General features: G+C 48.1%; 23 protein-coding genes. All 23 read left to right on the top strand.

From position 1 onward, the window contains the following. Positions 1 to 4 precede the first annotated feature (4 nt). The 23 genes from K7G97_RS10490 (at position 5) to K7G97_RS10375 (ending at position 25,478) form a co-directional block, all read left to right on the top strand. A complete protein-coding gene (locus tag K7G97_RS10490) occupies positions 5 to 778 on the top strand; it encodes a FliA/WhiG family RNA polymerase sigma factor (protein WP_047393832.1) in 774 nt (257 codons plus the stop codon). Then, the gene (locus K7G97_RS10485; protein ID WP_223040538.1) at positions 775 to 1,218 is read left to right on the top strand and encodes a hypothetical protein; all 444 of its coding nucleotides are present in this window, start codon (positions 775 to 777) and stop codon (positions 1,216 to 1,218) included. The genes K7G97_RS10490 and K7G97_RS10485 overlap by 4 nt, the downstream gene beginning before the upstream one ends. A 129-nt stretch (positions 1,219 to 1,347) precedes the next feature. Next, on the top strand, positions 1,348 to 2,082 hold the full coding sequence (rpsB, locus tag K7G97_RS10480; protein ID WP_012370721.1) for a 30S ribosomal protein S2: 735 nt from the start codon (positions 1,348 to 1,350) through the stop codon (positions 2,080 to 2,082). 82 nt (positions 2,083 to 2,164) lie between these two features. Then, positions 2,165 to 3,046, top strand: coding sequence for a translation elongation factor Ts (gene tsf / locus K7G97_RS10475; protein ID WP_023468693.1), 882 nt, complete (start codon positions 2,165 to 2,167; stop codon positions 3,044 to 3,046). A gap of 111 nt (positions 3,047 to 3,157) precedes the next feature. Then, positions 3,158 to 3,877, top strand: a complete 720-nt coding sequence (gene pyrH / locus K7G97_RS10470; protein ID WP_029342047.1) for a UMP kinase — start codon at positions 3,158 to 3,160, stop codon at positions 3,875 to 3,877. A gap of 1 nt (position 3,878) precedes the next feature. After that, complete coding sequence (gene frr, locus K7G97_RS10465) at positions 3,879 to 4,436, top strand: ribosome recycling factor (RefSeq protein WP_058704863.1); 558 nt, start codon at positions 3,879 to 3,881, stop codon at positions 4,434 to 4,436. Between the two features lie 79 nt (positions 4,437 to 4,515). Continuing rightward, positions 4,516 to 5,256, top strand: coding sequence for an undecaprenyl pyrophosphate synthase (locus K7G97_RS10460; protein ID WP_029342046.1), 741 nt, complete (start codon positions 4,516 to 4,518; stop codon positions 5,254 to 5,256). Positions 5,257 to 5,275: 19 nt separating this feature from the next. Continuing rightward, a complete protein-coding gene (locus tag K7G97_RS10455; RefSeq protein WP_023468689.1) occupies positions 5,276 to 6,076 on the top strand; it encodes a phosphatidate cytidylyltransferase in 801 nt (266 codons plus the stop codon). Positions 6,077 to 6,090: 14 nt separating this feature from the next. Then, complete coding sequence (locus tag K7G97_RS10450) at positions 6,091 to 7,245, top strand: 1-deoxy-D-xylulose-5-phosphate reductoisomerase (RefSeq protein ID WP_223040537.1); 1,155 nt, start codon at positions 6,091 to 6,093, stop codon at positions 7,243 to 7,245. 14 nt (positions 7,246 to 7,259) lie between these two features. After that, entirely contained in the window at positions 7,260 to 8,501 is a 1,242-nt protein-coding gene (gene rseP, locus K7G97_RS10445; protein WP_223040536.1) for an RIP metalloprotease RseP, read from the top strand. A gap of 34 nt (positions 8,502 to 8,535) precedes the next feature. Continuing rightward, positions 8,536 to 10,236 (top strand): proline--tRNA ligase, encoded by a 1,701-nt coding sequence (locus K7G97_RS10440; protein ID WP_223040535.1) that lies wholly within the window; start codon positions 8,536 to 8,538, stop codon positions 10,234 to 10,236. Between the two features lie 147 nt (positions 10,237 to 10,383). After that, positions 10,384 to 14,655 carry a PolC-type DNA polymerase III gene (locus K7G97_RS10435; protein ID WP_223042024.1) on the top strand — a complete coding sequence of 1,424 codons (4,272 nt, stop codon included), beginning with the start codon at positions 10,384 to 10,386 and terminating at the stop codon, positions 14,653 to 14,655. Between the two features lie 129 nt (positions 14,656 to 14,784). Next, positions 14,785 to 15,252, top strand: a complete 468-nt coding sequence (gene rimP / locus K7G97_RS10430; protein WP_023468684.1) for a ribosome maturation factor RimP — start codon at positions 14,785 to 14,787, stop codon at positions 15,250 to 15,252. Positions 15,253 to 15,269: 17 nt separating this feature from the next. Beyond that, positions 15,270 to 16,379, top strand: coding sequence for a transcription termination factor NusA (gene nusA, locus K7G97_RS10425; RefSeq protein WP_023468683.1), 1,110 nt, complete (start codon positions 15,270 to 15,272; stop codon positions 16,377 to 16,379). A 3-nt stretch (positions 16,380 to 16,382) separates the two neighbouring features. Continuing rightward, positions 16,383 to 16,652, top strand: coding sequence for an RNase P modulator RnpM (gene rnpM / locus K7G97_RS10420; RefSeq protein ID WP_023468682.1), 270 nt, complete (start codon positions 16,383 to 16,385; stop codon positions 16,650 to 16,652). Continuing rightward, positions 16,645 to 16,947, top strand: coding sequence for a YlxQ family RNA-binding protein (locus tag K7G97_RS10415; RefSeq protein WP_023468681.1), 303 nt, complete (start codon positions 16,645 to 16,647; stop codon positions 16,945 to 16,947). Before rnpM ends, K7G97_RS10415 begins: the two co-directional genes overlap by 8 nt. A 15-nt stretch (positions 16,948 to 16,962) precedes the next feature. Next, complete coding sequence (infB, locus tag K7G97_RS10405; protein WP_214746286.1) at positions 16,963 to 19,134, top strand: translation initiation factor IF-2; 2,172 nt, start codon at positions 16,963 to 16,965, stop codon at positions 19,132 to 19,134. Between the two features lie 39 nt (positions 19,135 to 19,173). Continuing rightward, complete coding sequence (gene rbfA / locus K7G97_RS10400; protein WP_023468679.1) at positions 19,174 to 19,515, top strand: 30S ribosome-binding factor RbfA; 342 nt, start codon at positions 19,174 to 19,176, stop codon at positions 19,513 to 19,515. Positions 19,516 to 19,565: 50 nt separating this feature from the next. After that, on the top strand, positions 19,566 to 20,474 hold the full coding sequence (gene truB, locus K7G97_RS10395; protein ID WP_023468678.1) for a tRNA pseudouridine(55) synthase TruB: 909 nt from the start codon (positions 19,566 to 19,568) through the stop codon (positions 20,472 to 20,474). 16 nt (positions 20,475 to 20,490) lie between these two features. After that, on the top strand, positions 20,491 to 21,420 hold the full coding sequence (locus tag K7G97_RS10390) for a bifunctional riboflavin kinase/FAD synthetase (RefSeq protein ID WP_223040534.1): 930 nt from the start codon (positions 20,491 to 20,493) through the stop codon (positions 21,418 to 21,420). 123 nt (positions 21,421 to 21,543) lie between these two features. Continuing rightward, positions 21,544 to 21,813, top strand: a complete 270-nt coding sequence (rpsO, locus tag K7G97_RS10385; protein ID WP_023468676.1) for a 30S ribosomal protein S15 — start codon at positions 21,544 to 21,546, stop codon at positions 21,811 to 21,813. Between the two features lie 138 nt (positions 21,814 to 21,951). Beyond that, positions 21,952 to 24,171, top strand: a complete 2,220-nt coding sequence (gene pnp / locus K7G97_RS10380) for a polyribonucleotide nucleotidyltransferase (protein WP_223040533.1) — start codon at positions 21,952 to 21,954, stop codon at positions 24,169 to 24,171. Positions 24,172 to 24,245: 74 nt separating this feature from the next. Next, positions 24,246 to 25,478: a M16 family metallopeptidase gene (locus tag K7G97_RS10375; RefSeq protein WP_223040532.1), complete on the top strand. Its 1,233-nt coding sequence runs from the start codon at positions 24,246 to 24,248 to the stop codon at positions 25,476 to 25,478. The last annotated feature ends 6 nt before the right edge of the window (positions 25,479 to 25,484 follow it).

The following is a 25,484-nucleotide window of genomic DNA, read 5'->3' as shown; positions in this document are numbered from 1 at the left end:
GGTCATGCGTGAGGAATTACAACAACTTTGGGATCGATGGCTGACCACACGCGATATTGCGGTGGCAGACCTGTTACTTCACAATTATGAACCACTTGTTCAATACCACGTTCAGCGTTTAAGTGCGACGTTGCCTAAAAGTGTCGATCGAGACGAGTTAAAAAGTTTAGGTATGATGGGATTGTACGATGCGCTTCAAAAATTCGATCAAAATCATAATAATAAATTCGACACGTATGCCGCCTTTCGGATTCGAGGAGCTATTTTAGATGGGCTTCGTAAAATCGATTGGTTACCACGTTCCTTACGGGAAAAAGCAAAACGGGTCGAGGCAGCCGTCGAGATCCTTGAACAATCTTTGCAACGGACGCCGACACTAGACGAAGTCTCTTCCATCGTCGACATGACACCGGACGAGGTCAAGGGTGCTTTAGCAGAAAGCTATTTTGCGAATGTATTATCGATCGATGAAGCAGTCACGCTACAGGATGAGGGGAAGGCGATGACCGTCTCCTATTTAGATCCAGATACTGCTACACCGGAAGATATGTTATTAATGCGGGAGTTGATTGCTAAACTGGCAGAGGAAGTCGAAGGGTTATCCGAAAAAGAACAACTTGTCGTCTCGTTGTTTTATTATGAAGAATTGACGCTTACTGAAATTGGTGAAGTCCTTGGGCTCTCGACTTCCCGTATTTCACAAATCCATTCAAAAGCGCTTCGTAAGTTGAAGAATGCGCTCGGAAGTGCCTACTTAGCAGATCGTGTCGCCATGTGAAAGGAAGAATTATGACTGTCGTTTATATTTTATTAGCTGCTTTAGTGTGTTATGCGCTGCTGGTATTATTTCGCCAGCAGGCAGCGCTTAAAGACCGAATTACACGGTTGGAACGTGAAAAGAATGAGACAGAACAAGTACTATTACATTTCATGGAGAACGTCAACGCCATGACGGAGACATCCATAAATGTAGCGAACGAACAGGTTGATCAAGTACCGGACGCGTCTCCACAGATGGTGGAGGCGGCTACATACGAGAACTCGGAAACCGTCGAAATCGAGCGATCCATTTCAAAAGAACCACCATTAACGGATGTCAAGCAGGCACTACGAGAAGGAACGGATCTTGAGACGCTTGCACGGTCTTTGAATCGGGGAACGGGCGAGGTTGCTTTGATTGCTAAACTTTCTCATCAAACGAAGGTTGCCCCTCGGTAATCTTTATGCTATATTAGTCTACGGTGTTAATTACGCACGCATGTATCGCCAGCTGCGGTGCCTTTAATAGGTTAGCTGGACAGACGATCATCGCGGAGGACATCCAAAACCCAAAAGGAGGAATTCATCATGGCAGTAATCTCGATGAAACAATTGTTAGAAGCTGGTGTACACTTCGGTCACCAAACACGCCGTTGGAACCCAAAAATGGCAAAATACATCTTCACAGAACGGAACGGAATCTACATCATCGACCTTCAAAAAACGGTCAAAAAAGTAGACGAAGCATACAACTTCATCCGTGAAGTAGCGTCAGAAGGCGGAAATGTTCTTTTCGTTGGTACGAAAAAACAAGCTCAAGACACTGTGAAAGAAGAAGCGATCCGTGCAGGTCAATACTTCATCAACGAACGTTGGTTGGGTGGAACTCTCACGAACTTCTCTACAATCAAAAAACGTATCAACCGTTTGAAACAACTCGAAAAAATGGAAGAGAACGGTACATTCGAAGTTCTTCCTAAAAAAGAAGTCATCATTCTTAAAAAAGAAATGACTCGTCTTGAGAAATTCCTCGGCGGTATCAAAGATATGCCAGGCGTTCCGGATGCACTCTTCATCGTTGACCCACGCAAAGAGCGTATCGCGATTGCAGAAGCACACAAACTCAACATCCCAATCGTTGCGATTGTTGATACTAACTGTGATCCAGACGAAATCGACTACGTCATCCCAGCGAACGACGATGCGATCCGTGCAGTCAAATTGCTCACTGGTAAAATGGCTGACGCAATCCTCGAAGTTAAACAAGGCGAAGATAACGTAGCACCTGAAACTACTGAAGAAGTAGTAGCAGACGCTGAGTAATTCGTGATGCCAGGTGATAAAGGGAATCGACCTTTTATCACCTTTTTTTTGAAACTAAGGATGTTATAAGGAGGAATATCGAATGGCTATTACAGCAGCAATGGTTAAAGAACTTCGTGAAAAAACAGGTGCAGGTATGCTCGACTGCAAAAAAGCACTCGTTGAAACTGACGGTGACATGAACGCAGCAGTAGATTTCTTGCGTGAAAAAGGGATCGCTAAAGCAGCAGCAAAAGGCGATCGTATTGCAGCTGAAGGGTTGACTGCAGTTGCAGTTGACGGCAACAAAGCGGCACTCGTCGAAATCAACTCAGAAACAGACTTCGTTGCGAAAAACGAACGTTTCCAAACACTCGTTCAAAACATCGCAGACGCTGTTCTCCGTAACGGTTCTGAGACAGCAGAAGCTGCTCTTGCTTCTGAATACGAAGCAGGTAAAACAATCGACACATACATCTCTGAAGAAGCTTCAACAATCGGAGAGAAAATCTCACTCCGTCGCGTAGCGCTCTTCACAAAAGCAGATGATGCAGTCTTCGGTTCTTACCTCCACATGGGTGGACGCATCGGTTCAGTCGTCGTCATCGAAGGTACGACAGACGAAACAGTTGCAAAAGACGTTGCAATGCACATTGCAGCAGCACGTCCACTTTACGTTGACCGTACTTCTGTCACAGAAGAAGAAAAAGCACGTGAAGAAAAAGTCCTTACTGAGCAAGCATTGAACGAAGGAAAACCAGCTAACATCGTTGAAAAAATGATCGTTGGTCGTATGAACAAGTTCTTCGAGGAAATCTGCCTCGTCGATCAAACGTTCGTCAAGGATCCAGACTTCAAAGTTGGTAAATATGTAGAATCTAAAGGCGGTAAAGTCGTGTCATTCGTACGCTTCGAAGTTGGAGAAGGTATGGAAAAACGCGAAGAGAACTTCGCTGAAGAAGTTATGAACCAACTTAAAAAATAAGAATCGGGATGATCCTGATGACAAGAGAAGGAACACGTATGCTTCAATCCACTTTCGTGTGGAAGTGGTTCGTGTTCCTTTTTTACGGAATTTAGCAAGGGGGACATAGTCATGCAACCGAAATATAACCGGATTGTGTTAAAATTGAGCGGAGAAGCGCTCGCAGGAGATCAAGGGTTTGGGATCAATCCTGTCATCGTCAAATCTATCTCGGAACAGATTCGCGAATTAGTTGAATTGAACGTTGAAGTAGCGGTCGTTGTCGGAGCTGGAAACATTTGGCGTGGCAAAACAGGTGCAGAACTTGGGATGGACCGGGCCAACGCCGATTATATGGGGATGTTAGCGACAGTCATGAACTCGCTTGCGCTTCAAGACAGCTTAGAAGACGTAGGTGTTGAAACACGTGTTCAAACATCAATCGAGATGCGCCAAGTAGCAGAACCGTACATTCGCCGCCGTGCGATGCGTCACCTCGAAAAAGGACGCGTTGTCATCTTTGCAGCAGGTACAGGGAACCCGTACTTCTCAACAGATACGACAGCTGCTCTTCGTGCAGCTGAAATTGAAGCAGAGGTCATCTTGATGGCGAAAAACAACGTCGATGGTGTCTACTCAGCTGACCCGAATGTTGATCCAGAAGCGAAGAAATTCGAGACGCTCTCTTACTTGGATGTCTTAAAGGATGGACTTCAAGTCATGGATTCTACAGCAACTTCACTTTGTATGGACAATGACATCCCGCTCATCGTCTTCTCGTTGATGGAAGAAGGTAACATCAAACGTGTCGTCATCGGTGACGAAATCGGGACAATCGTAAGGGGGAAATAATATGTCAAAAGAAATCTTAAAACAAGCCGAAGAACGGATGGAAAAAGCACATCTTTCACTTAAGAAAGAACTTGCGACACTCCGCGCCGGTCGTGCGAACGTTGCGATTTTAGATCCCGTTCAAGTCGAATACTACGGTGCACCGACACCGCTCAATCAAGTAGCGAACGTCAACACACCAGAAGCACGTCTGATCTTGATCACTCCATGGGATAAATCAATGGTCAGCGAGATTGAAAAAGCGATTCAACGTGCTGATCTTGGTCTTGCGCCATCATCTGATGGTACGGTCATCCGTCTTGCGATTCCACCACTAACGGAAGAGCGCCGGAAGGAACTCGTCAAACTCGTCAAGAAGTATACGGAAGAAGGTAAGGTTGCCCTCCGTAACATTCGTCGTGATACGAACGAGCAGTTAAAGAAACAGGAAAAAGATGGTGCATTGACAGAAGATGATTTGCGTGGATACACAGAAGATGTTCAAACGTTGACAGACAAGTTCGTTAAACAACTTGATCAGACAGCAACGGAAAAAGAACAAGAAATCATGGAAGTATGACGCGACGGATCGTCATGGGGGGGACTCTTTGTCACACGAAGAGTCCCTTTCTTCATAATTGAGAGAGGAGGAAGTACGGATGTTTCAATGGTTGAATCAGACGAAAGAAACCGAAACCTATGACCGGGTGCCTGAGCACGTCGCTATCATCATGGATGGAAACGGTAGATGGGCACAAAAACGCGGACTTCCGCGTATCATGGGACATCGCGAAGGCATGAAATCGATTCGTGAGGTCGTTCGGGTTGCAAATGAACTCGGCGTTAAGAGTCTGACATTATACGCCTTCTCGACGGAGAATTGGACGCGTCCGGAAGAAGAAGTGAGTTTTCTCATGAAGCTACCGGCACAATTTTTAGAGTCGGATTTAAAAGAGTTAGACGCGCAAAATGTCAAAGTCGAGGTAGCAGGAGAAGTGTCACGCCTCCCTCATTTCACACGTGAGGCAGTGGAACAAGCGAAACTGGATACGCAACACAATACAGGACTTCGTCTGATTTTCGCTCTGAATTATGGAGGACGCGATGAACTCGTGCAAGTCATGCAAAAACTGGGCGCACAGGTTCAGGCAGGAACATTGTCACCGGATGCGATTACACCGGAGACGATCGAGCGCGAGCTAATGACAGGATCCGTAACCGATGTCGATTTCGTGATTCGAACGAGTGGCGAACAACGGTTATCGAACTTTTTACTTTGGCAAGCGGCGTACGCAGAGTTTTATTTTACAGATGTCTTGTGGCCAGAGTTTCGTCGGGATGCTTTCTTGGCAGCAATTGAAGATTACAATCAACGGACACGCCGATTTGGCGGCGTCTGATTAAATGAGGAACTAGCTTATGAAAACTCGGATTATCACAGGGATATGGGCAGGCGCCATCTTTTTGGCGCTTTTGTACATCGGTGGACTTCCCTTTTTAGCGTTTATGGCAGTACTAACGATTCTCGGTTATACCGAGCTTGTCCGGATGCGACAATGGAGCGGCTCGCGCATTCCACGGATTTTATTCGGAATCGGCACATTATTACCATTCGTCGGTATCTATGAAGAGGCAGTCGATCGGACACTCCCAATCGGACTTTCACCAATCGCTTGGGCAATGATCATTTTATTAATCGGTCTCTTTTGGAACGTGTTTTCGAAAAATGTCTTTACGTTCGATGATGTCGCCTTTTTACTGCTGACTGCGGTTTATGTCGGTGTCGGTTTTGCATCGTTCGCCTACATCCGCTTACTCGAACATGGATTAACGTGGTCGCTCTTGATCATTCTCTTGATCTGGTTTACGGATTCAGGGGCGTACTTCGTCGGGAAGCGATTTGGTAAGAATAAGCTGTGGCCGTCAATCAGCCCGAACAAAACGATTGAAGGGGCAGTTGGTGGCGTGTTACTTGCCATCTTACTCGGTGTCGTGTTCGAAAGTATTGAACCGACAGTCGGTTTTGGGAAAGTCATTGTCCTTGCCATCATCGTTGCCGTCGTTGGGCAACTTGGTGACTTGGTCCAGTCCGCTTACAAACGCCATTATGGTGTGAAGGATTCTGGAACATTGCTACCGGGTCATGGTGGTATTCTAGATCGGTTCGACAGCATGATGATCGTCTTTACGGTCCTCGTCGTACTCGATATCTTTGCTTGAGGAGGCACTTCATTATGAAGAAAATCAGTATCATCGGTGGAACGGGATCGATTGGTACGCAGACGCTTGATGTCATTGCGGCTAATCCAGAGCTTTTTGAATTGACGAGTTTTGCATTTGGTCGCAACACGACGGTTGCTGTACCGTGGTTGAATCGTTTGCAACCGATGCTTGTCGGAGTCCAAGATGAGACAACACGTCAAGAACTCGAGCAACAGTTGACCTATCAGCCGACGATCGTCATCGGTGAAGAAGGATTGCTTGATGTCGTGACGCATCCTGAAGTCGATACGGTCATTACAGCGGTCGTCGGAGCTGTTGGCTTACGTCCAACACTTGCTGCGATTGAGGCGGGTAAGACGATTGGTCTTGCGAACAAAGAAACACTCGTCACGGCAGGGCACCTTGTCATGAAGCTCGCGCGTGAAAAAAACGTGACGATTTTACCAGTCGATAGTGAACATGCAGCAATTTTCCAATGCTTGAATGGGGAGCGGCGAGAAGATGTGCGTCAAATCATCTTGACGGCATCAGGCGGAAGCTTCCGTGATCAATCACGGGAAGAACTGGCAGACGTGACGGTCGAACAAGCACTGGCGCATCCGAACTGGTCGATGGGAGCAAAAATCACGATTGATTCGGCGACGATGATGAACAAAGGGTTCGAAGTCATTGAAGCGCACTGGTTATTTGATGTCGACTATGCGGATATCGATGTCGTCATTCATCGTGAATCCATCATTCACTCGATGGTCGAATTCAATGATGGAGCTGTCATGGCTCAGCTTGGTATGCCCGACATGCGAGAACCGATTCAGTACGCTCTTACATATCCGTCCCGCCTTGAAATCCAAGGGGGAGAACGGTTAAACTTAAAGGAAATCGGACGCTTACACTTTGCTGATGCATCATTTGATCGTTATCCCTTGTTACGACTTGCTTTTGAAGCGGGTCAAGCGGGTGGATCGATGCCATCAGTACTCAATGCTGCGAACGAACAAGCGGTGGACCGTTTCTTAAAAGGGGACATTCGCTTTTTAGAAATCGAAGCGAGCGTCGAGGCGGCGCTTCAAGCTCATGAGCTTATCGACGAGCCTTCCTTGGATCAAATCCTTGAAGCTGATCGATGGGCGCGTGAGTTCGTATCGTCTCTTACATTCGCTAACTAAGGATGGGATAAGTAATGACGACCTTTATTTCAATCGTGCTGATGTTCGGTGTACTCGTCGCCGTCCATGAATGGGGTCATCTCGTAATGGCGAAGCGGGCAGGTATTCTCTGTCGGGAATTTGCGATTGGATTTGGACCGAAGATCTTTTCAGTGTTTAAGAATGAGACGTTGTATACGGTGCGCCTGTTGCCGATTGGCGGTTACGTCAAGATGGCGGGTGAAGAACCTGAACTCGTAGAGATCAAATCAGGTCAAACCGTCGGATTACAGTTAAAGGACGGTGTCATCGAGACGATTTATTTCGATGCAGATCAGCCACAAGTTGATCAAGTCGTTACTGTCGAGCGGATTGACTTGTTGCGTCAACTCGAACTCGTTGGGTTACAAGACGAGACATCGGTTCGCTATCCTGTTTCACCGACAGCATTTCTTGTCGAAGGTCAGACACGGACACAAATTGCGCCGTATGATCGCACATTTGGTTCGAAATCCGTTTGGAAACGTGTCCTTGCGATTGCTGCAGGACCGTTCATGAACTTTGTCCTCGCGTTCGTCATTTTATTCGGTCTTGCCTTATATAATGGCTCTCCGACAGGGGACAGCGTCATCGGAACAGTACAAAAAGGTTCACCTGCCGATCAAGCAGGACTTGTTGAAGGTGATCGGATCATCTCAGTCAACGGACAGGATACAGCCAAATGGACTGATTTACGTGCTGGATTCCAAGATCGTGCTGGGAAAGCGACAGAAGTAAAATATGAGCGTGATGGGAAAGAGACGACAACTGAAATCACGCCAAAAGTGCAACAGCAAGGAGAACAGAAGGTCGGCATCATCGGTGTTACGAATGAGACAGAAAAATCATTCGGAACAGCACTACAAACGGGCGTTTCAGAAACATGGCGGATGTCGACGCTCATCGTCGGAGCTGTTGGAGATCTCGTGACCGGTGTTGTTGGCGTCGATCAATTATCAGGACCAGTCGGGATCGTCAAGATGACCGATCAGGTCGCAGATAGTGGGTTCTCGATGCTATTGACATGGACGGCATTGTTGTCCGTTAACTTAGCCGTCTTCAACTTATTGCCACTTCCAGCACTTGACGGAGGACGCTTGTTGTTCCTCTTCCTTGAAGCCTTACGCGGAAAACCAGTTGATCCTCAAAAAGAAGGATTGGTTCACTTCGTCGGTTTTGCGCTTTTGATGCTACTCATGCTTGTCGTTACTTGGAACGACATTCAAAAATTCTTTTAATTAATCACTCAGTCAAAGGAGTTCGTGAATCATTATGAAACAATCAAAACTATTCATGCCAACGTTGCGTGAAGTACCATCTGATGCAGAAGCCATCAGTCACCAACTCTTGCTTCGTGCAGGATTCATGCGTCAAAATGCCGCTGGGATCTATTCGTATCTTCCACTTGCAAAACGCGTTCTCGCAAACATCGAGACAATCATCCGCGAGGAATTAGAGGCAGCGGGTGCGCAAGAATTACTGATGCCAGCGATTCAACCAGCTGAACTATGGGAAGAAACAGGACGCTGGGATATCTATGGACCTGAATTAATGCGTTTGACGGATCGTCATGATCGCCGGTTTGCGCTCGGAGCGACGCACGAGGAACTGATCACTTCAATCGTTCGTGATGAATTGAACTCGTACAAAAAGTTACCGGTCAATCTCTTCCAGATTCAAATGAAGTACCGTGACGAACGTCGTCCACGTTTCGGTTTATTACGTGGTCGTGAGTTCATCATGAAGGACGCTTATTCGTTCCATTCTTCACAAGAGAGCTTAGACGAAGAGTATCAAAACATGTTTGATACGTATTCGCGGATCTTCACACGTGTTGGTCTTGAGTTCCGTCCAGTCGTCGCTGACTCCGGTGCGATCGGTGGCAGTGGAACACATGAGTTCCATGCGTTAGCAGCAATCGGTGAAGATACAATCGTCTACTCGGACCAATCGGATTATGCAGCGAACTTAGAGATGGCAGAGTCGATCGATGCCTATCCGAAGCAAGACAAAGCACCAGAAGCACTGGAAGAAGTGCATACGGCAGATGCGAAGACAATCGAAGCGGTCAGCGCACATTTGAATTTACCAGCAAACGAATCGATCAAAACTGTCATCTTCAAAACGGAACAAGGACTTGTCATGGCTCTCGTCCGGGGCGATCACGAAGTCAACGATATCAAATTGAAAAACTATCTGGGGGCACTCGACATCACGATGGCGAGCGACGAAGAGATTGAAGCAGCGCTTCACTCAACGCCTGGAACACTCGGACCGATCGGGGCAGACATGAAGATCGTCGCCGATTACGCGGTACGTGCCTTGACGAACGCTGTCTGTGGTGCAAACAAAGCAGAAACGCACTACATCCATGTTGACCCAAGCCGTGATTTCGAAGCGGACTACACGGATTTACGTTTCGTCGAAGAAGGTGAAGCGTCACCAGACGGCAACGGAAACGTTAAATTCGCACGTGGCATCGAAGTCGGTCAAGTCTTCAAAGTCGGAACACGTTACTCTGAAGGAATGGGAGCGACGTTCCTCGATGAAGGCGGTAAAGCACAACCACTCATCATGGGATGTTACGGCATCGGTGTCTCGCGGACATTGTCGGCAGTCGTCGAACAACATTATGATGAGCGTGGAATCATTTGGCCAAAAGCGATCGCACCATACGATGTCCATTTGATCGTCGTCAATGGTAAAAATGCAGAACAGCTTGAACTCGGAGAAACACTATACCGGGAGTTGACAGCTGCAGGATTCAGTGTCTTGCTTGACGACCGAAAAGAACGAGCAGGCGTCAAATTCGCCGATGCGGATTTGATTGGTCTACCGGTTCGTTTAAACGTCGGCAAAAAAGCGACAGAAGGAATCGTCGAATTAAAAGCCCGTCGCGGTGGCGATGCAGAAGAAATTGGACAAGAACAAGTCGTTGAGGCTGTTCGTTCACTCTATGAAGGTTTAGAATAAAGAATGGAGACGGTCACTTTTCATAAAGTGACTGTTTTCTTGTCTCACACCCATTCGCCCCTTGGGCAATCCGCAAGAGGAGGAGGAGTTGCTGTCACGGTGTGAAGCGATCAGACAGCACAATTGCGAGTGGATACACAACAACGCATGTCACTGTTGCTGAGTGACTTGGAATTACCGAACGGTATCATTGAAGAATACTTTAACGAAGCAGTTCTTGAGAAGCTTCGTGTCAATAAAGCAAAAGCAACCTGGACATTTGAAATCCGATTGCCACACGTTTTGCCCCAAAACGTCTATCAACTCTTTACGAGTCGTTTGATAAGTCGGTACCAGCAATTCGCCGAAGTCAAAGTCATCCTATATGCGGATAGTCGACCAGACGAACGCCTGTATCATGATTACTGGCCATATGTCGTGCAAGATCTCGCAGACGTCTCATCGGCGATGCGGACACAACTGGGACGTGTCTTACCGGAGTTCAAAGAACAGAAATTATTCATTCCGGTCCGGAGTGAACCGGAAGCAGGATTCTTAAAAAGTAGCTTATGTGGGGAATTGCAGTTACTCTACAGTGCTTACGGATTCCCGAAATTCAACTGTGAACCGATTGTTCAAATCAACGAATCGAAACAAGAAGCGTTGCGCAATCAGGTGAAACAGGAAGACATGGAAGAAGCAAAGCGGATGCTCGAGTTGCAATTCAAACGGGAACAATCGCGGGATGACGATGAAGGACCAGTCGAGATCCGAATCGGGAAACCGATTCAAGATGAGATTGTCCCAATCAAGACGATCCAAGATGAGGAACGACGGATCGCGATCCGAGGTCTCGTTTTCTCAGCTGAAAGTCGTGAATTACGAAGCGGAAAGACAATCTTTACGTTTAAGATGACGGATTATACGGACTCCCTTGTCGTCAAGATGTTTGCGCGTGACGAAACAGACGTCAAGATTCTCTCTGCGATCAAAAAAGGGATGTGGATCCAAGCGGCTGGCCGCGTTGAGTTCGATACATTCCTGCGCGATCTTTGTATGATGATTGCCCAACTGTCAGAAGTGAAGATGGAAGCACCGGCTGACCCTTGGGCAGGCGAAAAGCGTGTCGAGTTACATGCGCACTCGCAAATGAGTCAGATGGATGCGGTCATGAACGTGACGAAATACGTTGAACGCGCGGCGAAATGGGGTCATCCTGCTGTTGCGATCACGGATCACGCGGGTGCCCAAAGTTTCCCGGATGCCTACTATGCCGGAAAGAAAAACGATATCAAGGTATTGTATGGAATCGAAGCGAATGTCGTCGATGACGGGGTGCAAGTCGCCTATCATCCCGCGGAACGTAACTTAGATGACGCGACATTCGTTGTCTTTGACGTCGAGACGACTGGTTTATCCGCGATGTACAACAAGATCATCGAACTGGCAGCTGTCAAGATCCACGACGGTGATATCATCGATAAGTTCGAAGCATTCGCGGATCCGAAGCATCTATTGTCGGCGACGACGATTGATTTGACAGGAATCACCGATGATATGGTCCGCGGAAAACCAGACCCGGAACAAGTCGTCAAGGAATTCATGGACTGGGTCGGCGACTCGATTCTCGTTGCCCATAATGCCTCATTCGATATCGGATTCTTGAATGCAACACTACGATCCGGTGGACACGATGAATCGGTCTTGCCAGTCATTGATACGCTTGAGCTAGCCCGTGTCTTGATGCCGACGCTAAAAAACCACCGATTGAACACACTCGCGAAACGATTTGACATCGAATTGACGCAGCATCACCGCGCCATCTATGACGCGGAAGCGACAGGCTACTTGATGGTCAAGTTGCTGCAAATGGCGGATGAGATGTTCGACATGAAGACACACGCCTCACTTAACCGGGAGATGGGGAAAGATATCTCGCGGGCACGACCATACCATGCGACGGTCTATGCGAAGAACCGGACGGGCTTGAAGAACCTATATCAATTGATTTCGATTGCTCATACAAAACACGTGCATCGTGTCGTCCGCACACCACGCTCGCAACTCGTCGCGCATCGGGATGGATTGATCATCGGCTCAGCTTGCGATAATGGCGAAGTGTTTGATGCCGCATTGAACAAGTCGGACGAAGATTTAGCGAAAGTGATGCAGTTCTATGATTTCATCGAGATTCAACCACCCGCGATGTATGGTCATTTGATCGAACGGGAAATCGTTCAGAGTGAACTTGAATTGCGCGAACTGATCAAAAAGATCATCCGTGTCGCGGAAGAACACGATATTTTACCAGTCGCGACAGGGAACGTGCATTACCTCGATCAACATGACGCGACGTACCGGGAGATTTTGATCCGGACGCAAGGTGGAGCGAACATGCTGAACATGCGAAAACAACTGCCACCGGCACACTTCCGGACGACGAAGGAAATGATGGACGACTTCAAGTTCCTCGGACCGGATGTGTCGGAACGTCTCGTCATCACGAACAGTCAAGCTGTCGCGGAACAGTTCGAGAATATCGACATCATTCCAAAGGATCTCTATACACCGAAGATCGAAGGGGCGGATGAAGAAGTTCGGAACTTGTCGTACGATATGGCGCACCGGATTTACGGCGACACGTTACCGGAGATCGTCGAAGCCCGCCTCGAAAAAGAGTTGAAGTCGATCATCGGTCACGGATTCGCCGTCATCTATCTGATTTCCCACAAACTCGTTAAAAAGTCGCTCGACGACGGCTATTTAGTCGGTTCACGGGGATCGGTCGGATCAAGTCTCGTTGCGACGATGACCGAGATCACGGAAGTTAATCCATTACCACCGCATTATGTCTGTCCGAATTGTAAGGAATCGGAGTTCTTCGATGACGGTTCCGTTGGTTCGGGATTCGATTTACCGGATAAGTCTTGTTCGAAGTGTGATGTCCCATTGTTTAAGGATGGTCATGATATTCCGTTCGAGACGTTCCTCGGATTTAAAGGGGATAAAGTACCGGATATCGATTTGAACTTTAGTGGAGAATACCAGCCACAGGCACACGCCTATACGAAAGTCCTGTTCGGTGACGATTACGTCTACCGTGCCGGAACAATCGGAACAATCGCCGAGAAGACGGCGTATGGCTACGTCAAAGGGTATCAGTCGGAGAATGAGCTGACGTATCGGAATGCGGAAGTCGATCGTCTCGTCAGTGGTGTCACCGGTGTCAAACGGACGACCGGACAACACCCGGGTGGGATCATCGTCGTACCAGACTATATGGATATTTACGATATCAGTCCGATTCAGTATCCGGCAGACGATATGGGTTCTGAATGGAAGACGACACACTTTGACTTCCACTCGATTCACGATAACTTACTCAAACTCGATATCCTCGGTCACGATGACCCGACGATGATCCGGATGCTACAAGATCTGTCAGGACGAGATCCGAAGACGATTCCGGTCGATGACCCGGAAGTCATGAAAATCTTCAGTTCGACGGAATCGATTGGTGTAACGCCGGAACAGATTGACTCAAAAACAGGAACGCTTGGCATTCCGGAGTTCGGGACAAAGTTCGTCCGCCAAATGTTAGAAGAGACGAAACCGACGACGTTTTCAGAGCTCGTTCAGATTTCAGGACTCTCGCACGGAACGGATGTCTGGCTTGGAAACGCCAGCGAATTGATCTACAACGGAACGTGTGAACTAAAAGATGTCATCGGTTGTCGAGATGACATCATGGTCTACTTGATCTACGCCGGTCTTGAACCGTCACTTGCCTTTAAAATCATGGAGTCAGTCCGTAAAGGGAAAGGACTCTCGATTGACATGGAAGAGGCGATGATCGAGAACGATGTGCCACTCTGGTATATCGATTCTTGTAAGAAAATCAAGTACATGTTCCCGAAAGCCCATGCTGCTGCCTACGTCTTGATGGCTGTCCGGATTGCCTATTATAAAGTCCATCATCCGATGTATTACTACGCTTCGTACTTTACGGTACGTGCGGGTGACTTTGATATCGGCGCGATGAATAAGGGATCTGCTGCCGTTCGGAAAGTCTTGCAAGACATCAAGGACAAAGGTTTCGAAGCGACGGCGAAGGATAAGGGATTGTACACGGTTCTTGAAATCGCGCTTGAGATGATCGAACGCGGCTTTACGTTCCAAAAAGTCGATCTCTATCGCTCAAGTGCAACGGAATTCCTCATTGATGGGGATACGTTGTTACCACCGTTTAATGCCGTGACAGGTCTCGGGACGAATGCTGCGAAGCAAATCGTCGAAGCACGTAAAGGCGGCGAATTCCTCTCAAAGGAAGACCTCCAAAAACGCGCTAAATTGTCGAAATCGATCATCGAGACGCTCGATAACCTAGGCTGTCTCGAAGGGTTACCAGACGAGAATCAGCTCTCCTTGTTCGACTTGTAAGCCCTTAGGAACACTTGCTTTGAGCGCTTTCCTATGCTATATTGAGTGAGGAAATGTTTTTTATACTACGACTTGGAAGGAGTAGGGGGACCTGCTCCTTTCTTGTTTGTTTTTTGAAGGAGGATGAAGATGACGAACGTAACGGAAAAGGTCGAAGCGCTCGCAAAACCAATCGTCGAACGAGAGGGGATGGAGCTAGTCGACGTTGAATTCGTCAAAGAAGGGGCGGATTGGTTCCTACGTGTCTCCATCGACAAAGAGGGTGGCGTAGATCTTGAAGACTGCGTCAAAATCAATGAACAGTTATCGGAAGCATTGAATGACAATGATCCGATCGACGAGCCGTATTACCTCGACGTCGCTAGTCCAGGAGCGGAACGTCCACTGAAGAAAGACGAGGACTTCGAAAAGGCGATTGGGAAACATGTGTACATCAAAACGCACGATCCAGTAAAGAATGCGGTTGAATTCGAAGGAACGTTGCTCGCGTACACACCTGAGATGCTTGAAATCGAAGTGCGTGTCAAAACAAGAAAATTGAAAATTGAGATACCGGTCGACAAGATTTCACTTGCGCGACTTGCGGTAATGTTCTGACGGAAAGGAAGAGAACGATGGGACCACAGTTACTCGAGGCGATCAATCAAATCGCGAAAGAGAAGGAAATTGACAAGAACATCATCATCGATGCGCTCGAACAGGCATTGATTTCAGCGTACCGACGCAACTTCGGAAAAGAATCGGAGGCTGTAAAGGTCGAATTCGACCAGCAGACAGGAGACATCCGTGTCTTCGCGCTTAAGGAAGTCGTCGAACGATTGACACAACCAGAAGAGCAACTTTCGCTTGAAGAAGCGCACGAGATCGATCCGACATATGAACTCGGCGATTTCCATAAAGTCGAAGTGACGCCAGGCGACTTCGGTCGTGTTGCAGCACAAACGGCGAAACAGATCGTCACACAAAAAATGCGTGAAGCAGAACGCGAACGCATCTACAATCACTTCGCGGATCGTGAAGACGAGATCATGACAGGTATCGTCGAGCGTCAAGATGCACGCAACTTGTACGTCAACCTAGAAGGGATCGAAGCTGTCTTGACGACACACGAGCAAATGCCGAACGAGCGTTTCGGAATTCGTGATCGCATCAAGGTGTACGTCACGAAGGTTGATCCGATGGTCAAGGGATCAGGGGCATCGATTCTCGTATCACGGACACATCCAGGTCTCTTAAAACGTCTCTTTGAAATCGAAGTACCAGAGATTTCAAGTGGCGAAGTCGAAGTCAAGTCTGTAGCGCGTGAAGCGGGCGACCGTTCGAAAATCGCAGTCGCAGCGGACGACATCGATCCAGTCGGTGCATGTGTCGGACAAAAAGGGGCGCGTGTTCAACGCATCGTTAATGATTTAAACGGGGAAAAAATCGATATCGTCCGTTACTCGGATGATCCGAAAGAATATGTCGCGAACGCGCTCAGCCCAGCTCAAGTCGTTGCGGTCTATGTCAACGAACCAGCGAAAGCGACAATCGTCGTCGTTCCAGATTTCCAATTGTCGCTTGCCATCGGGAAACGTGGTCAAAACGCGCGTCTCGCAGCGAAATTGACAGGATGGAAAATCGACATCAAGAGCGAGTCTGAAGCGGAAGCAATGGATCTCGAAGATGTCTTCGCGACGGAAGAGCCGGCAGTAGAAGCGGTCCAAGTCGAAGGCGAGGAATAATTCGTGCAAAAAAAGGTACCATTACGTAAGTGTGTCATCACACAAGAAATGAAACCGAAAAAAGAATTAATTCGTGTCGTCCGGACACCTGAACAAGAGGTCGTCATCGATTTAAATGGTAAGATGAATGGGCGAGGTGCCTATTTATCGAAAGATGCGGCAGTCATTGCGACGGCGAAGAAAAAACGGACGCTTGATCATCATTTGAAGGTCAAGACGACAGATGCCTTATACGATGAATTGCTTGAAATCGCGGGAGGTACAAATGAGTAAATGGGAATCCCTTCTCGGTCTCGCGAATCGAGCTAGAAAAGTGACGACGGGAGAAGAACTCGTACTGAAAGAAGTACGAGGAGGACAAGCGAAGCTTGTTCTTTTAGCAGCAGATGCGGGGGCTGCCACGCGTAAGAAAGTCACAGATAAATGTACGAGTTATCAGGTTCCTTACCTAGAAGTCGCCGACCGGACGATTCTCGGTCAAGCATTAGGAAAGGATGCGCGTGTTGTCGTGTCAGTCAATGAAGCCGGATTTGCGAAAAAGCTAACTGAACTCCTCTCGAACGACTAATTGGAGGTGGATCCTTTGGGTAAGCGTGTATACGAATTCGCCAAGGAACAAAACGTAACAAGTAAGCAGGTCATCACCCAGCTCGAAAAGCTGGAGAAACCAGTCAAGAATCATATGGCAGTATTAGATGAACAGACAGTACAGCAACTCGATCAAGTATTTAATCCCGAAAAATATCGGGCTCAAAAGACGGAGGCTCCAAAACAAGTGAAATCAGATAATAAACCGAACCGACCAGGAAGTACAAACAAACCAGCAGGTAACCAATCACGTAACAGCAAAGGCGGACGCCCAGAATTCGGCAACCGTAACAACCGTGGCGGCAAACGTCGTCCGAACCAAAAGAAAGCAGAACCACGCAAACTTGAAGTAGCGGATCCGAACTCGAAGTCGAGTCAACGGAAAGCAGCTCGCCGGGCGCAAGAAGAGGCGATGGCAAACGTCGTTCAATACTCTGACAACTTGACAGTCGGTGAACTCGCTGAAAAAATGGCGAAAAAACCGAATGAACTGATCATGAAATTGATGGGTCTCGGTGTTATGGCGACGATCAACCAAGATCTTGATGACGAGACAGTCGAACTGCTCGCGACAGAGTTTGGTTTTGAAGTCGAAAAGACTGTCCAAGTCGATGAGACGGACTTTGATCAATACGAATTGAACCTTGACCAGTACGAATTGTCTGAGCGTCCACCGGTCGTTACGATCATGGGACACGTCGACCACGGTAAAACGACATTGCTCGACTCGATCCGTAACACGAAGGTCACTGCAGGCGAAGCCGGCGGGATCACGCAGCACATCGGTGCTTACCAAGTTGAGATCGACGGCAAGAAGATCACGTTCCTTGATACACCAGGTCACGCGGCGTTCACGACGATGCGTGCACGTGGAGCAGATGTCACGGATATCGCAATCATCGTCGTTGCAGCAGATGACGGTGTCATGCCGCAGACAGAAGAAGCGATCAGCCACGCGAAAGCAGCTGGCGTCCCAATCATCGTCGCGGTCAACAAGATGGATAAAGAGGGCGCAAACCCTGACCGTGTCAAACAAGAATTGACAGAGTTCGAACTTGTTGCAGAGGACTGGGGCGGCGATACAATCTTCGTACCGGTTTCAGCTCTTAAAGGAGACGGCATCGACGAATTGCTCGAGATGATCCTTCTCGTCTCAGAAGTTCAAGAATACAAATCAACACCAGACATGAACGGTCGCGGAACAGTTATCGAGGCGAAACTCGATAAAGGACGCGGTCCAGTCGCTACACTTCTCGTTCAACACGGAACACTTCGCGTTGGTGACCCGATCGTCGTCGGTCACACGTTCGGTCGTATCCGGGCAATGGTCAACGATATCGGTCGTCGTGTCAAAGAAGTCGGACCATCGACGCCAATCGAAATTACAGGTTTAAACGATGTCCCGAAAGCGGGCGATCAATTCTTCGCATTCGAAGATGAGAAAAAAGCACGCCAAATCGGTGAAGCACGTTACCAACGTGAAATCGAAGCACAACGTCGCGATTCAGCGAAAGTTAGCTTAGAAGATCTCTTCGACCGCATCAAAGAAGGCGAAGTCAAGGACCTCAATATCATCATCAAAGGTGATGTTCAAGGTTCAGTTGAAGCCTTAGCCGGTTCATTGAAGAAAATTGATGTCGAAGGTGTTAAAATTAACATCGTACACTCAGGTGTTGGTGCGATCACAGAAGGTGACGTCATCCTCGCCTCAGCAGCAAATGCGATCATCATCGGATTCAACGTTCGTCCGGATGGTAACGCAAAATCAATGGCAGATCAGGAAAAAGTCGAAATTCGTCTTCACCGGATCATCTACAATGCGATTGAAGAAATCGAGCAAGCGATGAAAGGTCTCCTTGATCCTGAATTCGTCGAGAAAATCATCGGTCAAGCTGAAGTCCGAGATGTCATCAAAGTGTCGAAAGTCGGTACGATCGCAGGTGGATATGTCACGGAAGGTAAGTTGACACGTGATGCAGGTGTTCGTGTCGTTCGTGACAGCATTGTCATCTACGAAGGAAAACTCGATACACTTCGCCGCTTCAAAGATGATGTCAAAGAAGTCGCTGCTGGTTACGAGTGTGGTATTAAGATTGAAAAATATGATGACGTAAAAGTCGATGATGTCATCGAAGCGTTCATCATGGAAGAAGTCAAACGGAAGTAACAGAACGGAATCCATTCTTCCGAACTGGAGGGAACAAACATGAGTTTACGCTCGAATCGTGTCGCCGAACAGGTGCGTAAGGAAATTACGCAACTGCTCATCAAAGATGTCAAGGATCCACGCGTCAAGCCGATTACCGTCACAGGTGTCGAAGTGACAGGAGACTTGCAACAAGCGACGATCTTCTATTCAGTCCTCGGTGACGAAAAAGCACGTGAGGATGCGCGCATCGGTCTTGAAAAATCAAAAGGCTTCATGCGTAAGGAAATCGGATCGCGGATTCGTCTGCGGAAAACACCTGAACTATTGTTCGAGGTCGATTCTTCTGTCGAATACGGATCACGCATTGATGAGTTGCTTCGGAATTTGAACAAAGATTAACACCTAAGGCAACCACGCATGTGGTTGCCTTTTTTCAAGGAGGACATCACGTGGAACCCATCGGAGTATTACCACTAGATAAACCAGCCGGCATGACGAGTCATGATTGTGTCTTTCGTCTACGTCGCTTGTTTCAGACGAAAAAAGTCGGACATACAGGGACGCTTGACCCAGAAGTAACAGGTGTCTTACCGATTTGTCTCGGTCGAGCGACGAAACTTGCCCGTTTCATCACGGATGAAGGAAAACGTTACGCGGCGGAAGTGACGATCGGTTTTGCAACGACGACAGAAGATGCACACGGAGAGATCGTTCGTGAAACACCGGTCGAACCCGAAAGTATTACTGAAGAGGCGATCGCTGATATTCTGAGCGCCTTGACAGGAGAAATCGAACAGACGCCACCGTATTATTCAGCAGTCAAAGTGAACGGGAAGAAACTATACGAATATGCACGAAAAGGGATTGAAGTCGAGCGACCGACACGGATCGTCCGTATCGATCGATTGGAACGGACATCGGACCTCGTATTCGAAGATGGTCTTTGTCGCTTCCGCCTCGATATCGCATGTGGAAAAGGGACCTATATCCGGACACTAGCAGTCGAAATCGGAGAACGACTCGGTTATGCCGCACACATGAGCGACTTACGCCGGACAGGTTCTGGGGCGATTGCTGAGACGGACACCGTCACACTTGAGACGCTCGAGTCGTACGAGACAGTCGAAGAACGGATGCAACACGTCCTACCGATCGAACACGTCATCCAAAAATGGCCACGATTGACGGTTGACGCAGCAACAGCGCAGCGTGTCTTGAACGGAGCTAAGCTGACGAGCATTCCAGTCGAATTCGAGCTGTTTACTGTCTATAATGAAGAAGACGTACCTTTAGCGTTATATCGACGTCTTCCAGAAGAACAGGTAGCACGCGTCGAGGTCATGCTACAAATCGATTAAGATCGGAGAGAGCATCATGGACATCATACATTTGACATATCCGGAACAGCCTCAAAAAGACCCTGCTGTCATCGCGCTCGGCTTTTTTGACGGTGTACATCTCGGACATCAGCAAGTCATCGCAGCAGCACGGAAAGAAGCGGAGGCTCGTCGCCTTCCTTTGGCTGTCATGACCTTTGATCCACATCCGAAACAAGTACTTGGTAAAGGGGATGAACCGGTCCGCTACATCACGCCGCTTGAACGGAAATTAGAGAAAATCGAACGCCTTGGTGTCGATCGTGTTTACGTCATTGAGTTCACGATTCCTTTCTCGGAATTGTCACCGCAAGCTTTCGTCGATGAATATCTGATTGCGTCTGGAGCAGAGCACGTCGTCGCTGGATTTGATTATTCCTACGGTCGCTTCGGAGCCGGAAAAATGACGACGCTTGATTTTCATAGTCGGAGCACGTTCACGCACACCGTTGTAGCAGAGTTCCAAGAAGAAGCAGAAAAAATCAGCTCAACCCGGATTCGTCGTTTACTTGCTGCAGGAGAAGTCGAACCGGCTGCACGTTTACTCGGTGAACCCTACCAAATCAAAGGTACGATCATTCACGGTGACGCACGCGGTCGACAAATTGGCTTCCCGACAGCCAACATGCGACCAGAATTCGCCTACGTCATACCGAAACTTGGTGTGTATGCGACATTCGTTCGTTTAGCGGACGGTCGTCGGTTCAAAGCGATGACGAACGTCGGAAGACGCCCGACGTTCTATGAGACAGGAGACGTCAGTATCGAGACACATCTTCTTGACTTTGATGAGGATCTTTATGGTCAAGAATTGACGCTTGAATGGATCGCTTATTTACGTGATGAAAAAGCCTTCAACGGTATCGATCAACTAAAGGAACAATTGGCACGGGACCGCGAAGAGGCAAATACACGATTAAGCGTTTGACAGTACGGACAGGGTTCGTTATGATAGGTCAGTACGATCACGTACAGCCGATTCACTTGGCATCTGGTCTCACCATCCGATGCTCGGGAATACGGTCATTCATAAGATGGAGGTGGAGTGACAATGGCACTCACAAAAGAACGTAAAAACGAAATCATCGAAGCATATGCTACGAAACAAGGCGATACTGGTTCGCCGGAAGTACAAGTTGCTGTTTTAACTGAACAGATCACAACTTTGAACGATCACTTACGTACACACAAAAAGGATCACCACTCACGTCGTGGTCTCTTGAAAATGGTCGGTCGTCGCCGTAACTTGCTCACATACCTTCGTAACAAGGATGTTGCACGTTACCGTTCGTTGATCGAGCGTCTTGGTCTCCGTCGCTAATCCCGACGAGAACGAGGTAGGGAAGCAGGAGCATCGTCTCCTGTTTCTTTTTTTTGCCGATTCATGGACTTTTTGCGCAAGAACCTACATAATTAGATTTGAATGAAAAAACGGATAGCAGTGAGAGGAGATTTGTGCATGTCACAAACAAAACAGACGTTTTCGACCGAACTCGGTGGACGTCCATTAACGATTGAAATCGGTCAATTAGCAAAACAAGCGAACGGAGCAGCATTGATTCGTTACGGCGATACAGCCGTTCTTGCTACGGTCGTTGCATCAAAACAACCGAAGGACTTAGATTTCTTCCCATTAACAGTGAACTATGAAGAAAAATTATATGCGGCAGGTAAAATCCCAGGTGGATTCCTCAAACGTGAAGGACGTCCTGGAGAGAGTGCGATCTTGACTTCGCGTCTGATCGACCGTCCAATCCGTCCATTATTCCCGGATGGTTTCCGTCACGACGTTCAAGTGGCGACGACGGTCCTTTCGTCAGATACTGACAATTCACCAGAAGTCGCTGCGATGATCGGAGCTTCGATTGCGCTTTCGATCTCGGATATTCCATTTGACGGTCCAATCGCAGGCGTGACGATTGGTCGCGTTGACGGAGAATTCGTTGTGAACCCAACTTCAGCGCAAATGGAAGTCAGCGACATCGACCTTCAAGTTGCCGGAACAAAACATGCCGTCAACATGGTTGAAGCAGGTGCGAAGGAAGTATCGGAACAAGCAATGCTTGAAGCGATCTTGCTCGGACATGATGTCATCAAGGAAATGATCGCGTTCCAAGAAGAAATCGTCGCACAAGTCGGTAAAGAGAAGTTCGAATATACGGTATCAAGCTTCGATGAGACAATCGTCAATCGCCTGAAAGCAGAAGCATTGGCAGAAGTCACACAAGCAGTTCAAGTCGAAGAAAAACAAGCACGTGACGTTGCTATCAACGAAGTCATCGCAAAATACATCGAGTTGTATGCAGCTGACGAGTCAGTCACAGCAGAACAATTGGCAGAAGTATCAGGCGTTCTCAACAAGTTCGTCAAAGACGAAGTCCGTCGCCTCATCACGGAAGACAAAGTTCGTCCAGATGGTCGTGGTCTTGCTGAGATCCGTCCACTTGATTCAGAAGTCGGTCTCTTACCACGTGCGCACGGTTCAGGTTTGTTCACACGCGGTCAGACACAAGTCTTGTCTGTTGCGACACTCGGTGTTGCGGGTGACGCTCAAATCATCGATGGACTGGGTCTGAAGGAAGAGAAGCGTTTCATGCACCACTACAACTTCCCACCATTCTCAGTTGGGGAAGCACGTCCGATGCGTGCGCCAGGTCGTCGTGAAATTGGTCACGGGGCACTTGGAGAACGCGCACTCTTACCAGTTCTCCCGAATGAAGTTGATTTCCCGTACACGATTCGTCTCGTGTCGGAAGTTCTTGAGTCGAACGGTTCTTCATCACAGGCTTCAATCTGTGGTTCGATCCTTGCCATGATGGATGCAGGTGTTCCACTTAAAGCACCCGTCGCTGGTATCGCGATGGGCTTGATCATGGAAGGCGACAATTACTCGATCTTGACAGATATCCAAGGGATGGAAGATCATCTCGGCGATATGGACTTTAAAGTCGCTGGAACTCACGAAGGTGTCACAGCTCTGCAAATGGATATGAAAATTGGCGGAATCACGCGTCAAATCCTCGAAGAAGCACTCGAACAAGCACGTCTTGGTCGTCTGCACATTCTTGAGCATATGCAAACGGTCATCGCTGAACCACGTGTCGAATTGTCGCAATACGCGCCAAAAATCGTCACGCTCAAAATCAATCCAGATAAAATCCGTGATGTCATCGGACCTGGTGGTAAAGTCATCAACGGTATCATCGATGAGACAGGCGTCAAGATCGACATCGATCAAGACGGAACCGTCTTTATCGCTTCGACGGATCAAGCCGGCATCGATCGTGCCCGTCAATTGGTCGAAGATATCGTCCGTGAAGTCGTCGTCGGTGAAGAGTTCGATGGAACAGTTCGTCGTGTTGAGAAATTCGGTGCATTCGTCGAATTGTTCAAAGGAAAAGACGCACTCGTCCACATTTCGGAACTCGCACTTAACCGTGTTGGTCATACGGAAGATGTCGTCAAACTTGGAGATAAGCTAAAAGTCCGTGTCACAGAAATCGATGACAAGGGACGCGTCAACGCTTCGCACAAAGTCCTGCTCGTCGAAGGCTTAAGTGAAGAAGATCGTGCAGCGTATGAAGAAAAGAAAAAGACAGAGCGTGAGAACCGCCCGCCACGCCGGGATCAGGGTTCACGCCCACCACGTGACGGACAACGTCCACCACGTCGTAACTAATGAATCCAAGGTGGCTCGACGGTGCAGAGAATGCAACGAGAGCCACCTTGTTTCCTATATTTGGAGGAATTACTATGATCGAACGGATACAACTAGAAAACGGAGTTCGACTGATCGTCGAACGGATGCCGGAAGCACGCAGTGTCGCGACCGGAATCTTCATTCAAGCAGGAAGTCGGACGGAACAAATCGAGGAGCATGGTATCAGTCATCTCATCGAGCATATGATGTTTAAAGGAACAAAACGCCATACGGCAAAAGAGATTGCGGTTTACTTTGACCGACTTGGTGGAAATATTAATGCGTTCACGAGTAAGGATCAAACGTGTTATTACGTCAAGACATTAGATGAACATGCAGGAGAAGCCTTTCACGTATTGGCGGACATGTTCCTCGAATCGACGTTTGACGCGGATGAACTGGAAAAAGAGAAAAAGGTCGTCATTGAAGAGATTAAAATGTACGATGACACACCAGATGATCTCGTCCATGAGTTATTAGCTGTTGCGGCTTACGGAGAAGATGTCATGGCTCGACCGATTCTTGGAACGGAAGAGAGTGTGCTTCGGATTGATCGAACGATGATCGGACGATATCTCGAAGAAGCGTATGCTCCGGATCAAATCGTCATTTCCGTTGCCGGAAATGTCTCAGACGAGTTGATTGCGCAGATTCAAGAGCGGATGTCGATTCTCGAATCACGATCGAAGACACGCGAGACGACAGAACCAAGGTTACAAAATGGTGTGATTCGCAAGGAAAAGGATACGGAACAGGCTCATATTTGTTATAATTTCCGTGCGATTCCTTCTGCTGATCCACGTTTGCCTGCCCTCGCCTTACTCAATAATGCATTCGGTGCGACGATGTCGAGTCGTTTATTCCAATCCATCCGAGAGGAACGCGGTCTTGCCTATTCTGTCTTTTCCTATTACACGACGTTTGATGATCATGGAACGTTCACGATCTATGTCGGCACGTCTCCGGAATCGGTCGAAGAGGTCGAAAAGGTCCTCGCTGCTGAAATCGATCGCTTGAAGCGGGATGGATTATCGAAGAAGGAACTCGAAGATGGGATTGAACAGCTGAAAGGTTCTCTGATTTTAGGGAACGAAGGCACATCGAGCCACATGAATCGAAACGCCCGAAATGAGTTGCATCTGCATCGCCACCCATCACTTGAAGAAGTGTTAGCGGATGTCGAACGGATTCGTTCATCGGACATCGAAGGGCTGATTGAGCACATCTTTTCGGAGGAACCGGCAAAGGCCTATATTCTTCCGGCAGACGAAGAAGAGGAAGCATGATAGCAG

The organism is Exiguobacterium acetylicum (assembly GCF_019890935.1).
GTDB classification, from domain to species: Bacteria; Bacillota; Bacilli; order Exiguobacteriales; family Exiguobacteriaceae; genus Exiguobacterium_A; species Exiguobacterium_A abrahamii.
Note: the sequence above shows the minus strand (reverse complement) of the source record. Positions and strands in the feature narration are given on the sequence as shown.

Coding starts and splice junctions, on each gene's coding strand:
- K7G97_RS10490 (WP_047393832.1), top strand. CDS start 5: ATGCGTGAGGAATTACAACAACTTTGGGATCGATGGCTGACCACACGC.
- rpsB (WP_012370721.1), top strand. CDS start 1,348: ATGGCAGTAATCTCGATGAAACAATTGTTAGAAGCTGGTGTACACTTC.
- tsf (WP_023468693.1), top strand. CDS start 2,165: ATGGCTATTACAGCAGCAATGGTTAAAGAACTTCGTGAAAAAACAGGT.
- pyrH (WP_029342047.1), top strand. CDS start 3,158: ATGCAACCGAAATATAACCGGATTGTGTTAAAATTGAGCGGAGAAGCG.
- frr (WP_058704863.1), top strand. CDS start 3,879: ATGTCAAAAGAAATCTTAAAACAAGCCGAAGAACGGATGGAAAAAGCA.
- K7G97_RS10460 (WP_029342046.1), top strand. CDS start 4,516: ATGTTTCAATGGTTGAATCAGACGAAAGAAACCGAAACCTATGACCGG.
- K7G97_RS10455 (WP_023468689.1), top strand. CDS start 5,276: ATGAAAACTCGGATTATCACAGGGATATGGGCAGGCGCCATCTTTTTG.
- K7G97_RS10450 (WP_223040537.1), top strand. CDS start 6,091: ATGAAGAAAATCAGTATCATCGGTGGAACGGGATCGATTGGTACGCAG.
- rseP (WP_223040536.1), top strand. CDS start 7,260: ATGACGACCTTTATTTCAATCGTGCTGATGTTCGGTGTACTCGTCGCC.
- K7G97_RS10440 (WP_223040535.1), top strand. CDS start 8,536: ATGAAACAATCAAAACTATTCATGCCAACGTTGCGTGAAGTACCATCT.
- K7G97_RS10435 (WP_223042024.1), top strand. CDS start 10,384: ATGTCACTGTTGCTGAGTGACTTGGAATTACCGAACGGTATCATTGAA.
- rimP (WP_023468684.1), top strand. CDS start 14,785: ATGACGAACGTAACGGAAAAGGTCGAAGCGCTCGCAAAACCAATCGTC.
- nusA (WP_023468683.1), top strand. CDS start 15,270: ATGGGACCACAGTTACTCGAGGCGATCAATCAAATCGCGAAAGAGAAG.
- K7G97_RS10415 (WP_023468681.1), top strand. CDS start 16,645: ATGAGTAAATGGGAATCCCTTCTCGGTCTCGCGAATCGAGCTAGAAAA.
- rbfA (WP_023468679.1), top strand. CDS start 19,174: ATGAGTTTACGCTCGAATCGTGTCGCCGAACAGGTGCGTAAGGAAATT.
- K7G97_RS10390 (WP_223040534.1), top strand. CDS start 20,491: ATGGACATCATACATTTGACATATCCGGAACAGCCTCAAAAAGACCCT.
- rpsO (WP_023468676.1), top strand. CDS start 21,544: ATGGCACTCACAAAAGAACGTAAAAACGAAATCATCGAAGCATATGCT.
- pnp (WP_223040533.1), top strand. CDS start 21,952: ATGTCACAAACAAAACAGACGTTTTCGACCGAACTCGGTGGACGTCCA.
- K7G97_RS10375 (WP_223040532.1), top strand. CDS start 24,246: ATGATCGAACGGATACAACTAGAAAACGGAGTTCGACTGATCGTCGAA.